Raw genomic sequence first — 13927 nt, forward strand, 5'->3', positions numbered from 1 at the left:
TTTTATTACTATCCGATTGCAATTTTTGGACCTAAAAATTTTGGTTTCACCTTAAAAAGGAGATCTATAAAAACTTTTGTACGTGCTAAGTATTCTCTAACGTGTACTTTAAAACCATATCTTTTAGAGACATCTTTTGCATTGTATGCAATCACATTCATATTGTTTTTTGAAGCGATATATAACGCTCGTTCATTATGAAATTCTTGCGAAATTAGAGTAAAATTGGTTAATCCAAAAACTTCTTTTGCTCTAATTACAGAATCCAATGTTCTAAAACCAGCATAGTCTAAAACAATTTTATCTTCTGGTATCCCTTGCGCAATCAATTCATTTTTAAAATCGGTAGGTTCATCATAATCGAAACGGCTATTATCACCGCTAACTAAAATATATTCAATTTTGCATTCTTTATATAAAGTTACAGCTGCTTCTATACGGTACTTAAAATAAAGATTCAAAGTTCCATTTTTTAAATATTTTCCGGTTCCTAAGACTACACCAACTTTATTATTTGGAAGTAAGTTTGCATCAGAAAATGTTTTGTTTTTAGCGCCATTTTTAATTTTTGTATGCGCAACAGAAATAAAAAATAGAATGAAGATGCTTATTGGAAATAAAAATTTTCGCATTTTATTTTGTATTAGATGTTTCTATCATATTTATAATACATCATACTTCCATATAAAATATGACACAAACCAAATCCAATTACCCAAAAATACAAACCATAGCCTGAAAATTCAACGGCAATTAATCCTAAAATAATTTGAGTGATACCTAAATAACGTACATCTCTTAAAGTGTATTTACTGGCATTTAAACATGCCAAACCATAAAATAATAAGGTAACTGGGGCAATTAAACCATAATGTTTGTTTTTTAGTAAAAGCAAAGCAAAAATCCCACCTGTGATTAAAGGAATTAAAAAATTAATTAAGACTCTTCTTGAAGTAGGATTCCAAATTTTTTCTCCTGCTTTTTTAGCTTTTTTAGCGGTTAACAAATAGGCAGTTCCTAATGAAAGTACAAGTACAATAAAAGCGGTTAAAAGAATTAGCTTAAAAGTCTTACTCTCCAAAGTGATATAACGCCCATAATGAGAATTGATTAAATAATTTACATATGCTGCACCAACTAGAGCATAGATTCCTGCTAAAATTCCAGATAAACCACTTAAAGAAATGAATTGAGTGGATTTACTCATCATTTCTTTAATATCTTGTATGTCTTTTAAATATTTACTTGCTTCCATTTTAAAGTACTTTGAAATACAAAGTAAATTAATATTTTTCTATTGACCAAATTTTTTTTTGTTAAATAATTCCCATTTCAAGAAGCAGTAACCGTAAAGTAAAATAATTGTAATATTTTTATACTTTAATACATTTAATTCTTTCAGTAATGCGATTTTCTTTTGTTTTAGTCTTAGGTCTTTGGACTACTTTTTCTTTGAATGCACAATCCAATGATGAAAAAATGCTACGATCCATCTATGATGAAGCCTTAACCCATTCACAATGTTATGATTGGTTAGACTATTTATCGAATACGATAGGAGCAAGATTATCGGGCTCTTCTTCAGCAGAAAAAGCGGTTCAGTATACACAATCGGAACTGGAACAATTGGGCTTAGATCGTGTTTTTTTACAAGAAGTAATGGTCCCACATTGGGTAAGAGGGGAAAAAGAAAAAGCCTATTTTGAAAACAATGGTAAAAAGGTAGAGGTTCCTATTTGTGCCCTAGGTAGTTCGGTTGCAACCCCTAAAAACGGACTTAAAGCTCCTATAATTGAAGTAATGGGGATTGATGAAATGATTGCTTTAGGTGCTGAAAAAATTAAAGGAAAGATTGTCTTTTTTAATAGACCAATGACACCCATTCATATTCGCACCTTTGAAGCCTATGGTGGGTGTATTGACCAACGTTCTTCTGGAGCTCGTGAAGCAGCAAAATTAGGAGCTGTAGGCGTTATTGTACGATCGATGAACTTAAGATTAGATGATTTTCCACATACAGGGAATACAAATTATGGTGATTTGCCAAAAGAAAAGTATATACCAGCCGCAGCAATAAGTACGAATGGCGCTAATTTATTGAGCGATTCACTTAAAAGTAACCCAAACCTTGAATTTTTCTTTAAGCAATCCTGTGAAACTTTACCAGATGTAGTGTCTTATAATGTGGTGGGTGAAATAAAAGGTACAGAAAAACCAGATGAAATTATGGTGATAGGTGGCCATCTAGATTCTTGGGACTTAGGAGATGGTTCTCATGATGATGGAGCAGGAGTGGTTCAAAGTATGGAAATTCTTTCTATATTTAAAAGATTAGGTTATAAACCAAAGCACACGATTAGGGTGGTTTTATTTATGAATGAAGAGAATGGTAATAGAGGTGGTAAAAAGTATGCAGCATTAGCAGAAAGTAATAAAGAAAACCACATTTTTGCATTAGAAAGTGTTGCTGGTGGTTTTTCACCTAGAGGCTTTTCATTTGAAGCTGATTCCGCCAATTTTTCAAAAATTAGTAATTGGAAAACCTTATTTGAGCCTTATTTAATCCACATTTTCGTGGAAGGTCACACTGGAGTTGATATCGGACCATTACAATCCAAACATATTGTTAAAGCAGGATTACAACCGGATTCCCAACGTTATTTTGATTATCATCATGCTGCCAATGATACTTTTGATGCTGTTAATAAAAGAGAATTGGAACTTGGAGCGGCCACAATGGCTTCGTTAGTTTATTTGATGGATCAATATGGGATTAATTAATACTTACAATTGCAAATGAAAGTTGTTTTTGGATATTTCATACAAATTATATCTATATTATTATTTTTATTATTAATATTAAATTTTATTGGAAACTTACTTTATAAGGAACACTATCAACAAGAGACCTCTTTTATAATAGTATATTACTTCGGATTTTTAGTTGGTTCATCACTTTATTATTGGTTAGTGTATAAATTATTTAAATTCGGAAAGAAGTTGATAAAAAGCACAATAACAAATAATGAAATAAGTGAAATTGGGAACGAATGAAACCTGCAGAAGAATATATCTTTAGACAGCCAGAAATGTATCGTGAAATACTACTGCATATTATTACAGTGGTAGAACATGAATTGAGAGATACCGAATTACTTTTCAAATGGGGAATTCCTTATTTTTATTATAAGAAAAAGCCTTTTTGTTATTTGGCACCCAATCACAAACGTAAATTTGTTGATGTTGGTTTTGCTAAAGGCTTTCAATTGCTTAAAAACCAAGAATCTTTGGTTGATGAAAAGAGGAATACAGTAAAATCTCTACGATATACTACTTTAGAGGGTATAGATAATAGTATTTTAAAATCGGTTATAGAAGAAGCAAAAACATTATATATTTAAATAAAAAAAGCACTTCTTGAAGTGCTTTTTTTATTTGTATTAATTCAACATTTAAATTCTAAAAATGCCTCCTACAGCAATAATACGTTGAAAGAACCAAAAATCTTGCGAAGCTTTATCAGCTGAATTGTTTGTCGTACGAATATCATTCATATTAATATAACCCCCTTTTACTTCAGCTTGAATGAAAAAGTGTTTGAAAAAGGTAAAGTTTAATCCTGCTTTTGCAGATAAACCATAACCTGCTAAATGAAATTCATCATATCTTTCTTTACCGAGTAAGGTGGTATTGGTTTTGGGAAGTAATACTCCTGCACCAAAACCTTCGGTTACATTAATTTGAAATTTGTCCGTATTGGGTAAACCAATAAATTTTGAAAGATCATCTACTCTTGATAATTCAGTATGTATGTAATTCAAACCATCTGTGTGTTCAAACAATAAGAAATCTTCTGTGAGAGTTAGTTGATCGCTTGAAGGTAATTCTCCATAGTTTCCTGCATTGGGATAATAACCCGAATAATTTGATCTAACATTATTATACATGACATATTTCATATGATCAACTCCTATGGCGATTGAATAATGGTCACTTAAAAAATATCCAATCCTTAAATTGGTTTGTGGAATTGTCATTCTTCCCGGGTTTACATAATCAACATGCCAACCTTTAGGTTTATCATGTGCTGCTACATCATATAAGGTGAAATCGTAGTTCTCTCCTTGAAAATGAATATCAGATCTCGTAAAAGACTCTCTGTTTCCACCCCAAAAGATAAAGAATTTACCTTTGTTATGACTGGTGTATTTTTCAGGTGTTTCAACTGTTTCTTGCGAAAAGGTGTACTGTGAAAAAACACAAAAAGATAGTACAACCATTAGAAATGATTGTTTCATTGGGTTAATTTAAGTAATTTAAAATTGATTTACAGTTTTTCGGATAGCGACTAATTTGGTCATTAAATCTTCAAAATAATCCAAGTGTAACATATTCGCTCCATCGCTTTTAGCATTTGCAGGGTCAAAATGAGTTTCTATAAAGATACCATCCACACCTACAGCAATACCAGCTTTAGCTACAGTTTCAATCATATCGGGTCTTCCACCTGTTACACCAACGGTTTGATTGGGTTGTTGTAATGAATGGGTAACGTCTAAAACTGTAGTAGCATATTGTTGCATGGTTGGAATTCCTCGATAATCTACAATCATATCTTGATAACCAAACATGGTTCCTCTATCGGTTACCATTACGTTTTCATTTTTACAGTCTAATACTTTTTGTACCGCATGTTTCATGCTTTCTGGACTCATAAATTGTCCTTTTTTCAAATTAACGGTTTTACCAGTTTCAGCAGCAGCCATTACTAAATCGGTTTGACGTACTAAAAAAGCGGGAATTTGTAAAACATCAACATAAGCTGCTGCCATTGCTGCATCTTCATTGGTATGTATATCTGTCACAGTTGGAATACCAAATTCTTTTGATACTTTAGCTAATATTTTTAAAGCTTTTTCGTCACCTATTCCTGTAAAACTGTCTATCCTAGAACGATTTGCTTTTTTAAAAGACCCTTTAAATACATAAGGGATTTCTAATTTATCAGTGATAGTTACGATTTTTTCTGCAATTCGCAAGGCCATTTCTTCACCTTCAATGGCGCAAGGGCCTGATAATAAAAAGAAATTACCGCTTTGTGTATGTTTTATTTGAGGTATGTTTTTTAAGTTCATTTTGTAGTTATTTTTCGAGTGCAAAGATAAAAATAAAAACCTTTTAAAATACGCTTTAAAAGGTTCATTAAGATAGAATTAAGATTTTTGATTTTTTTTAAGTCAAAAATTATTGTTTTTTTATATTTAGGCCTTTCGGACATACAATTTGTCCTTTTTCATAGATATTGAAATATAAACTTATCTTTTTTGAAGTTCCTTCTAATTCAACTTCATAAATGGATAAAGTTCCGGCACCAATCCCATGAGTGTCTGAAGGGAAAGGACAACAGGTTGCTGTTTTTTGATAGACTAATTTTTCTCCTTTTGGTCCTTCTAAAGCATTTAAGAAATAAGCAATGTTTTGTTCTTCTTGCTTGTCATATAGAGGGCCTAAATTAATTGGGTAATCAGCATCATAACCATATTGTGAATCTTTGGCATATTCAGTAATCACAAATGCATTATGTACTACCTTAGGACGAATAGCATTGGGATCGATATTCTTAAGGGTTGATTTTGTACTGGTACAAGAATATAGAAGTAGTAGTAAAAACAAAGTGGTAAGTGCTTTCATTTTTTAATTGTTTTTGGTTCGTATAAAATAACTAACTACCGCAGAAATCACAACTCCAAAAGATAATCTATCAAAAACACTATTGGAAATAGCGGTATTCAGATTATAACGAGCGGTTGCTTTTTCTAAAGATAATCCTTCTGCTACAGAAGCATTAATGGCATTGTCAAAGAAACCTGGAGAAATATAGTGATGTGTAATATACAAAGCAACCGGATTTAAAACCGTAATCAATACAGAAAGAATAATTCCAGAGGTAAATCCTTTTTTCCAATCCATTTCATTTTTGTAATGGTTTCTTTTTTTGTCAAAAAGAGCTAAACCAATAAGAAAAATACTTATGGGTAAAAATAAAAGATTATACAAAGGTTCTAATAATACTTTACTATCATGCCAACCCATTTTACTTTCAAAGTACATCCATAACGTGTAAGCAATAGTGTAAATAATGGCCCATTTGATTTCAATTCTGAAATTTTGTAACATATTGTATAATTTGTATTCAAAATTAATATAAAATATTATAATTGGAATTAAACGTTGCTATTTTTTATATTTGCCAAAAATAATTGTATGGAGATACTTTATGGTACTTGGCACTGGTCTATTTCAGGTTTTTTAATTGGAGTTACCATGTTGCTTCTAATTTATTTTGGAAAAACTTTTGGAATGTCTTCTAACTTGAGAACGTTATGTACGATTTTAGGAGCAAAAAATAGATCCAATTATTTTAATTTTGATTGGAGAGAGCAAAAATGGAATTTAGCTGTGGTCTTAGGTGCTATTTTAGGTGGTTATTTTGCGACACATTTTTTAAACGGTACTGATATTGTTCAATTGAACCCCAAGACATTGCAACAATTACATGCACTTCATATAGATTTACCTAATGGGAAAATGGTTCCTGATGCCATTTTTAGTCTCGATGCCATGCTCACTCTTAAAGGCTTTTTGATTCTGTTACTAGGTGGATTTCTAATAGGTTTTGGAACGCCTTATGCTGGTGGTTGTACTTCAGGTCATGCTATAACAGGGTTGAGTAATTTACAATTACCTTCTTTGATAGCAGTAATTGGTTTCTTTATAGGAGGTTTAATCGCGTCTTATTTTTTAATTCCATTAATTTTTTAAAAATGAAATTATTACGTTTTGTATTGGTTGGTTTTATATTTGGTGTAGTTTTAACCAAATCAGAAGCGATTTCTTGGTATCGAATTTATGAAATGTTTCAATTTCAATCGTTTCATATGTACGGAATTATTTTTACAGCTATTGTTACAGGAGTTGTAGGTATTCGTATTTTTAAAAAGAAAGAAATTAAAGATTATAAAGGTTTACCAATAGAGATTTTAGATAAAGAAAAAGCACGTTTTCGATATATCGTAGGAGGAATTATGTTTGGAGTAGGTTGGGGAATTGTAGGCTGTTGCCCTGGTCCGATATTTGTACTTTTAGGAACAGGAGTTGCTACCATCGCAGTAGTACTTGTTGGTGCTTTAATTGGAAATTATATTTATGGAATTTTCAAAGATAAAATTCCTCATTAATCTCATTTACTGATTATTAAATTCATATTTTTTTTACCTTAAAAAATTAATTTTTTAATTTTTTAATTGGAGTTTTAATAATTTCATTATTCTACATCGTTTTCTTAAAAAATATTTTTAAAATTAATTTTTTTATTGTTTTTTTGGTATAAACTTAACAAATAAAACTATTAATTATGAAAAAATTAGCAATTGCTTTGGTTTCAGTATTGGCGTTAGGAACTGTAATGTCATCGTTTCGTAATGTAACTTCTAATGAAGTATCTCTTGTTGGAAAATGGAAGTACTATCAAGAAGGAAAAAGAATGAGTAAGGCTGAACTTTTATTTTCTTATGAACATGAAGAAAATTGTGGTAATGATTATGTAGAATTTTTTGAAGATGGTAAAGTAAATGATGTTTTTTACTATGGTTCAGGAAATTGTGAAATGTCTGTTGATAGCGGTACTTGGAAAAAAGAGGAGAATCATCTAATTATTAATTTTCCTTATGCTGGTGAAGAAACAGGTGAAATTTTACTATTAGATGCGACTACTTTAAAAGTGAAAGCCGAAGTAGAAGGAAAAGAAGTGATTTATATTTATAAGAAATTATAAGAAATAATAATATTAAAATAAAAAAATCCCGATTCAATCGGGATTTTTTATTTATTGTATTTCCGCACTCAAACCAGCGTCTAGTAAAGCAGAACATTGTGGTTTTAATTCATCATAGCTTCCCGTCTTAACAGCACATTGTCCTTTGTAATGTACAAGTAAAGCACATTGTTCCGCTTGTAATGCTTCATGATTGCAAACGCGTATTAGTGTTTCTATAACATGATCAAATGTATTCACATCATCATTATATAAAACAATTTCATTGTTTAAACTCACTAATTCTTCAACTAAAACTTCTTCTTTATTTTTTTCTATCGTGCTCATTTTTAGCTTTTTAAATTTTAAACAAAAATAATTATTGTTTTACATATTTCAAAGCAACCCAATTGTTTCTTTCGAATTTTTTAACATAAGTCAGTCCTTTTTCAGTACAACAAGAATCTATAACAGAAATATCTTCTGTGTAAAAGCCACTTAAAAATAAAATTCCGTTTTCGTTTAAACAATCTACATACTGTTGCATGTCGTTTAAAAGGATGTTTCTGTTAATGTTTGCAATGATAACATCATACTCTTTACCTTTTAAGAGTGAAGCATCACCTTCGTAAACACTAATATTTTCACAATTATTTCGAGCTGCATTTTCAATAGAGTTTAAGTAGCACCAGTTATCAATATCAATAGCATCAATTGGTTTTGCTCCTTTCATTTCAGCTAAAATGGCTAAAATTGCCGTTCCACAACCCATATCTAAGGTCTTTTTATCAGTAACATCTGTCTCTAATAAATGTTGAATCATCATGTGTGTCGTTTCATGATGTCCTGTACCAAAACTCATTTTAGGTTCAATAACAATATCAAATTCTGCATTCGTCTTTTCATGGAAAGGTGCTCTTACATGGCATTTTCCATCAACATCAATTGCTTCAAAATTCTTTTCCCATTCTTCATTCCAATTCACTTGTTCAATTTCTTCGAAAGTATAGGATATTTTAAATTCTTCATTATTTAAAATATATATGTCTTCCAATATGTTTTCATTCCAAAGATCTTTTTGTACATAAGCAGCAAGACCTGTTTCTGTTTCAACAAAGCTTTCAAATGCAGTTTCTCCCAATTCAGCTAATAAAATTTCCGAACCTAATTCTCTAGGTTCAATAGTAAAATAATAGCCTATATAAATATTTGACATGATGTAATTTTTTGCAAAGGTAAATAAAGCAAAAGATATTCTTTAAAATATTTTATTTTTGCGGGCAATTCAACACAACTACATTTTAATGAAAAAAATAATAATTCTATTAATACTAGCTCTTTGCCAGTATTCATTTGCGCAATTCAAAAAAGATTCCTTACATAATAACGATATAAAATTAGCGGCTTTACCTTATTACAGTTACGGAAAGGGTTTGGGAGTTACTTCTCCAGATAGTATTTTTCAATTGAATATTCGTTTTAGAATGCAAAACAGAGTAACTTATATTAATGAAGAAAATGAAGCTAATCGATATGAAGCACAAATTAGAAGGCTGCGTTTGCGTTTTGATGGTTATGTAGGTGATCCAAAGTTTTTATATGTTATCCAACTTTCTTTTGCACCTGGTGATGTGGGTGTAATCGAAGATGGAGAAAACATAAATATTATTAGAGATGCGGCTGTTTTTTACAGACCTAATAAAAATTGGAATTTTATTTTTGGACAAACTAAATTACCAGGAAATAGACAAAGAGTGAATTCTTCTGGAGCGTTGCAACTCACCGATAGAACCATTAATAACGCAAAATTTACTATTGACAGAGATTTTGGTGTACAAGCGTATTATTTAAACGAAAAGAAAGATGCTTTTTCCTATAATATAAAAACTGCGATTTCCACTGGTGAAGGAAGAAATTGGACAAAAACATCAGACGATGGGGTCGCTTTGACGGGTAAAATCGAATTGTTTCCTTTTGGGACTTTTAAAAAGAACGGTATTTATTTTGAAGGCGATATTTTACGAGAAGAAAGTCCTAAATTACTTCTATCAGGTGCTTTTCAACAAAATAATAGAGCCATGAGAACACAAGGACAATTAGGTAAGGAACTTTTTCAACCAAGAACCCTTCGTTCCACATTTTTTGATGCCCTTTTAAAATACAATGGCTGGAGTTTTATGAGTGCTTACATGAATCGAAAAGCTAAAGATATAATTACTTATGATGCAAATGATGTAACCAATTTTAATTATGTTTTTGCAGGAGAAGGTTTTGATTACCAAATGAGTTATGTGTTTCCATCCAATTATGAAATAATCGGAAGGTTTTCAACCCAACATGTAGCCAATGAAATAAAGGATTTGGCACCTAGTTCTAAGCAATATAGTATTGGATTAACGCGCTATTTATGGGAACACACTTTTAAATTGCAAGCGGAACTCAGCTATAATGAATTAGATTATAATTGGAGTTCTTCATCTTCAAATTGGTATGCTCGTTTTCAGATTGAAATAGGAATTTAATTTTTTTACGATGCATTTAATTACCTTTGCAGCATAATTCAATTTAAATATGTTACAGATAGGTCAATATAATACCTTAAAAATATTAAGAAATACAAAAGTCGGATTGTTTTTAGGTGATGGAGTTGAGGAACAAAATGATGTTTTATTACCTAATAAATATGTTCCAAGAGAATATGCTATAGGCGATGAATTAACTGTGTTTGTATATTTAGATCACGAAGAACGTCCCGTTGCAACTACTTTAAAGCCTTACATTAAATTAAATGAATTTGCTCATTTAAAAGTGAATTATATTAATAAGTTTGGTGCTTTTATGAATTGGGGACTGGAAAAAGACTTGTTTGTTCCATTTAAAGAACAAGCCCGACCCATGGAAGAAGGGAAACGATATTTAGTATATTGTTTTATGGATGAAAAAACCAATAGATTAGTAGGTTCTAGTAAAACGCAGCAATTTCTAAGTAATGAAGAGGTAGATCTTGAAAATGGAGAAGAAGTAAATGTTATTGTATCTCATATAACTGAAGCTGGTATCAATGTTATTATAAACGAAAAATACAGAGGTTTGGCTTACAAAAACGAAGTTTTTGAAGACGTTAAGCCTGGTTTGAAGATGAAAGCTTACATCAAAAATGTGAGACCTGATGGTAAAATTGATGTGTCACTGCGAAAAGTAGGAGTTGAAGCTATTGAGCCTTCTGCCCAACAAATTTTAGACGAACTGAAATCTAATAGAGGTTTTTTAGGTTTGAATGATAATTCGAACCCAGAAGATATTCGAACTGTTTTGAAAATGAGTAAAAAAGTTTTTAAGAAAGCAGTAGGTAATTTATACCGTCAGAAATTGATTGAAATCAAAGAGGATGGAATTTATTTAATTGGTAAATGAATTGAATAATGCCATTACTTGATTATTCCTCATACAACGAATCAGTTTCTTTACTATATAAACATAAGCATGTCTCAACAATCTATGCAGGCATGTTTAAAAAATTTCCAAGTCCTGTTTATCAAAGAGAAATTTTGGAATTAAATGATGGGGATTTTTTAGTAGTTGATTTTAACCTGAAAAATAAAAGAAAAGCCGTTGTTTTATGTCATGGTCTAGAAGGGAATTCACAGCGGACTTACATGAATAGTTGTGCAACTTACTTTTTAAATCAAGGTTTTTCAGTTTTTGCTTGGAATAATAGAAGTTGTAGTGGAGATATGAATCGATTGCCTAGATTATACCACCATGCCACTATTGAAGATTTAGATGCTGTGATACAATTTGTTTTAACTCAAGTAGAAGAAGTTTATTTAATAGGTTATTCTATGGGTGGTGCACAAACCTTAAATTATTTGGGTAGAATGCAACCAGTAGATTCCAGAATTAAAGCTGGAGTAGCTATATCTGTTCCCGTAGAAATTAAATCGAGTGCAGAATCTTTAAAAAAAGGGTTTAATCGAGTTTATATGAAGAACTTTATGTACGATTTAACCAAAAAACTAAAAATAAAAGCCAAACAGTTTCCAGATTTAATGGATTGGAGTAAAATTAAAAACATCGACAGTTTCGATTATTTAGATGACCATTTTACAGCACCCTTGCACGGTTTTAAAGATAGAGAAGATTATTACTATCAAGTTTCTCCAGCAAGAAGTATTACCAATATAACATTACCCGTTCTTATCTTAAATGCTCTAGATGATCCCTTTTTAGGACCAGATTGTTATCCAAAAGAATTGGCTTCTAAAAGTAATCTCATACATTTGGAAACTCCTAAATATGGTGGACATTGTGCTTTTCCTCTTAAAAACAATACATTCTCTTATGCAGAAATAAGAGCTTTTTCGTTTATTAAAGAATTATCACAAAAATAAATATTTTAACAGATTATTAAACATAGTATTATTTGTTAAAATCAAAAAATGATTTACATTTGTCCTCTGTATGATAAGAAAGACGGTGAAATATTTTTTCCTTACTTTAGTAACCTTACTTGTTGGTTACACCCAATTATTTGCTGGTGCAAATGATTGTAACTCCTTATCTACATTAGATTCTCAAAATACTTCTAGAGAAGTTTTAGTTGAAAATGAGTTAATTAATAATCTGTTTTTTTATGATTATATTCATAATGTAGGAGATATTGAAGCTCATAAAATTCACGGAATTGACGTTGAAATAGAAGAAGACGAAATTTCTTCTTCTAAAAAAACTCTTGATTCAGTTTCTTTTTTTCATAAATTTCTTTGTAGTTCCAAACAAAAAATCCTTTTATCAGAACAAAAGGGAAAACTTTTTTTAGGAGAAGTTACTTCTCATATTTCAATAAAAAAATTATTTATCGTATTCAGAGTCTTTAGAATATGATTTAAAATGTAGCAGGCATTTTCATGTACTGCTTTTCTCCATTTAAGTTACCACACTTAACAATTTAAAGGAACTTTACAATAATAAACTTTTTTTATTATTCACTGCTCCATTAATCACACTCATTTTATTTAAATATATATTATTATGAAAAAAGTTCTCATTTTTATGAGTATCTGCACGTTGTTATTAAACACAAGTTGCAAAAAAGAAGTTGAAAAAAAAGAGGAAAATACCCATTTTCTGGTTACTAACCCAATAAAAAAAGATACTTTAATTACGAAAGATTATGTATCCCAAATTCAATCGAGTAGACACATTGAGTTAAGAGCTCAAGAAAGAGGTTATTTACAAAAAATCTTTATTGATGAAGGTCAATTTGTAAAACAAGGTCAAATATTATTCCAAATTATGCCTAAATTATATGAAGCAGAAATGGAAAAAGCAAGGGCAGAAGCTAGCTTTGCTGAGATCGAATACAAAAACACAAAACGTTTGGCGGATAGTGATGTTGTTGCACCAAATGAATTAGCAATGGCAAAAGCGAAACTAGATAAAGCGAATGCTGAGTTAGCTTTAGCGCAAGTACATTTACAATTTACGCAAATTAGAGCTCCTTTTGATGGTATAGTGGATAAATTCCATGTTCGTTTAGGAAGTTTAGTGGAAGAAGGAGATTTATTAACCAATCTTTCTGATAATAGTAAAATGTGGGTGTATTATAATGTACCTGAAGCTGAATATTTAGATTTTAAAGCGGAACAACAAGGAAGCGTAAAGCCAACGGTTAATTTATTGATGGCAAATAATAAATATTTTGAATATCCAGGAGTTGTTGAAACAATTGAAGCTGATTTTAACAATGAAACCGGAAATATCTCTTTTAGAGCAACTTTCCCAAATCCAAAGAGTTTATTACGTCATGGAGAAACTGGAAATATCCATGTTACTTTACCTTATAAAGATGCAATGTTAATTCCTCAGAAAGCTACTTTCGAAGTATTAGATAAGAAATATGTTTATGTAATTGATAAAGAAAATAAAGTAGTTTCTAGAGAAATTAAATTAGCTGCTGAATTACCGCATTTATTTATTGTAAGCGAAGGTTTATCAGAAGATGATAAAATTCTTTTAGAAGGATTGCGATTGGTTAAAGAAAATGAAAAGATTGAATATAAGTTAGAAAAGCCTGAAACTGTTTTAGAGCATTTAGAACTTTATGCTGAATAA

The 13927-nt window shown here is 30.6% G+C and carries 18 protein-coding genes; 10 read left to right on the top strand and 8 right to left on the bottom strand.

Annotation, left to right across the window (positions count from 1 at the left end; all coding sequences use genetic code 11):
* Window positions 1-8: 8 nt before the first annotated feature.
* On the bottom strand, window positions 9-632 hold the full coding sequence (locus FHG05_RS12150; protein ID WP_140998297.1) for a SanA/YdcF family protein: 624 nt from the start codon (window positions 630-632) through the stop codon (window positions 9-11).
* An 11-nt stretch (window positions 633-643) separates the two neighbouring features.
* A complete protein-coding gene (locus FHG05_RS12155) occupies window positions 644-1255 on the bottom strand; it encodes a hypothetical protein (protein ID WP_140998298.1) in 612 nt (203 codons plus the stop codon).
* 149 nt (window positions 1256-1404) lie between these two features.
* On the opposite strand from FHG05_RS12155, the gene FHG05_RS12160 reads away from it, so the two are divergent.
* A complete protein-coding gene (locus tag FHG05_RS12160; RefSeq protein ID WP_140998299.1) occupies window positions 1405-2781 on the top strand; it encodes a M20/M25/M40 family metallo-hydrolase in 1377 nt (458 codons plus the stop codon).
* Between the two features lie 269 nt (window positions 2782-3050).
* Window positions 3051-3401 (top strand): DUF1801 domain-containing protein, encoded by a 351-nt coding sequence (locus FHG05_RS12165; RefSeq protein ID WP_140998300.1) that lies wholly within the window; start codon window positions 3051-3053, stop codon window positions 3399-3401.
* A 51-nt stretch (window positions 3402-3452) separates the two neighbouring features.
* On the opposite strand, the gene FHG05_RS12170 is transcribed toward FHG05_RS12165, so the two are convergent.
* The 4 genes from FHG05_RS12170 to FHG05_RS12185 form a co-directional block, all read right to left on the bottom strand.
* Window positions 3453-4298: a hypothetical protein gene (locus FHG05_RS12170; RefSeq protein ID WP_140998301.1), complete on the bottom strand. Its 846-nt coding sequence runs from the start codon at window positions 4296-4298 to the stop codon at window positions 3453-3455.
* Window positions 4299-4316: 18 nt separating this feature from the next.
* On the bottom strand, window positions 4317-5135 hold the full coding sequence (kdsA, locus tag FHG05_RS12175) for a 3-deoxy-8-phosphooctulonate synthase (RefSeq protein WP_140998302.1): 819 nt from the start codon (window positions 5133-5135) through the stop codon (window positions 4317-4319).
* 109 nt (window positions 5136-5244) lie between these two features.
* The gene (locus FHG05_RS12180) at window positions 5245-5691 is read right to left on the bottom strand and encodes a 2-dehydro-3-deoxyphosphooctonate aldolase (RefSeq protein ID WP_140998303.1); all 447 of its coding nucleotides are present in this window, start codon (window positions 5689-5691) and stop codon (window positions 5245-5247) included.
* A 3-nt stretch (window positions 5692-5694) separates the two neighbouring features.
* Complete coding sequence (locus FHG05_RS12185) at window positions 5695-6177, bottom strand: DUF4199 domain-containing protein (protein ID WP_140998304.1); 483 nt, start codon at window positions 6175-6177, stop codon at window positions 5695-5697.
* 87 nt (window positions 6178-6264) lie between these two features.
* On the opposite strand from FHG05_RS12185, the gene FHG05_RS12190 reads away from it, so the two are divergent.
* The 3 genes from FHG05_RS12190 to FHG05_RS12200 all read left to right on the top strand — a co-directional run bounded on the left by FHG05_RS12190 (window position 6265) and on the right by FHG05_RS12200 (window position 7834).
* On the top strand, window positions 6265-6822 hold the full coding sequence (locus tag FHG05_RS12190) for a YeeE/YedE family protein (RefSeq protein ID WP_140998305.1): 558 nt from the start codon (window positions 6265-6267) through the stop codon (window positions 6820-6822).
* A gap of 2 nt (window positions 6823-6824) precedes the next feature.
* Window positions 6825-7238, top strand: a complete 414-nt coding sequence (locus FHG05_RS12195) for a DUF6691 family protein (RefSeq protein ID WP_140998306.1) — start codon at window positions 6825-6827, stop codon at window positions 7236-7238.
* A 176-nt stretch (window positions 7239-7414) separates the two neighbouring features.
* Window positions 7415-7834 (top strand): lipocalin-like domain-containing protein, encoded by a 420-nt coding sequence (locus FHG05_RS12200; RefSeq protein ID WP_140998307.1) that lies wholly within the window; start codon window positions 7415-7417, stop codon window positions 7832-7834.
* 51 nt (window positions 7835-7885) lie between these two features.
* On the opposite strand, the gene FHG05_RS12205 is transcribed toward FHG05_RS12200, so the two are convergent.
* Both FHG05_RS12205 and prmA read right to left on the bottom strand, forming a co-directional pair.
* Window positions 7886-8161: an ATP-dependent Clp protease adaptor ClpS gene (locus FHG05_RS12205; RefSeq protein WP_140998308.1), complete on the bottom strand. Its 276-nt coding sequence runs from the start codon at window positions 8159-8161 to the stop codon at window positions 7886-7888.
* Between the two features lie 31 nt (window positions 8162-8192).
* A complete protein-coding gene (gene prmA / locus FHG05_RS12210) occupies window positions 8193-9029 on the bottom strand; it encodes a 50S ribosomal protein L11 methyltransferase (RefSeq protein ID WP_140998309.1) in 837 nt (278 codons plus the stop codon).
* A gap of 88 nt (window positions 9030-9117) precedes the next feature.
* Between prmA and FHG05_RS12215 the strand changes: the two genes are divergently transcribed.
* The 5 genes from FHG05_RS12215 (at window position 9118) to FHG05_RS12235 (ending at window position 13927) form a co-directional block, all read left to right on the top strand.
* Complete coding sequence (locus FHG05_RS12215) at window positions 9118-10335, top strand: porin (protein ID WP_140998310.1); 1218 nt, start codon at window positions 9118-9120, stop codon at window positions 10333-10335.
* 49 nt (window positions 10336-10384) lie between these two features.
* Window positions 10385-11227, top strand: coding sequence for a CvfB family protein (locus FHG05_RS12220; RefSeq protein ID WP_140998311.1), 843 nt, complete (start codon window positions 10385-10387; stop codon window positions 11225-11227).
* An 8-nt stretch (window positions 11228-11235) separates the two neighbouring features.
* Entirely contained in the window at window positions 11236-12204 is a 969-nt protein-coding gene (locus FHG05_RS12225) for a YheT family hydrolase (protein ID WP_140998312.1), read from the top strand.
* Between the two features lie 70 nt (window positions 12205-12274).
* On the top strand, window positions 12275-12697 hold the full coding sequence (locus FHG05_RS12230) for a hypothetical protein (RefSeq protein WP_140998313.1): 423 nt from the start codon (window positions 12275-12277) through the stop codon (window positions 12695-12697).
* A gap of 147 nt (window positions 12698-12844) precedes the next feature.
* Window positions 12845-13927, top strand: coding sequence for an efflux RND transporter periplasmic adaptor subunit (locus tag FHG05_RS12235; RefSeq protein WP_140998314.1), 1083 nt, complete (start codon window positions 12845-12847; stop codon window positions 13925-13927).

It is taken from the genome of Flavobacterium profundi (assembly GCF_006491645.1).
Taxonomy (GTDB): domain Bacteria; phylum Bacteroidota; class Bacteroidia; order Flavobacteriales; family Flavobacteriaceae; genus Flavobacterium; species Flavobacterium profundi.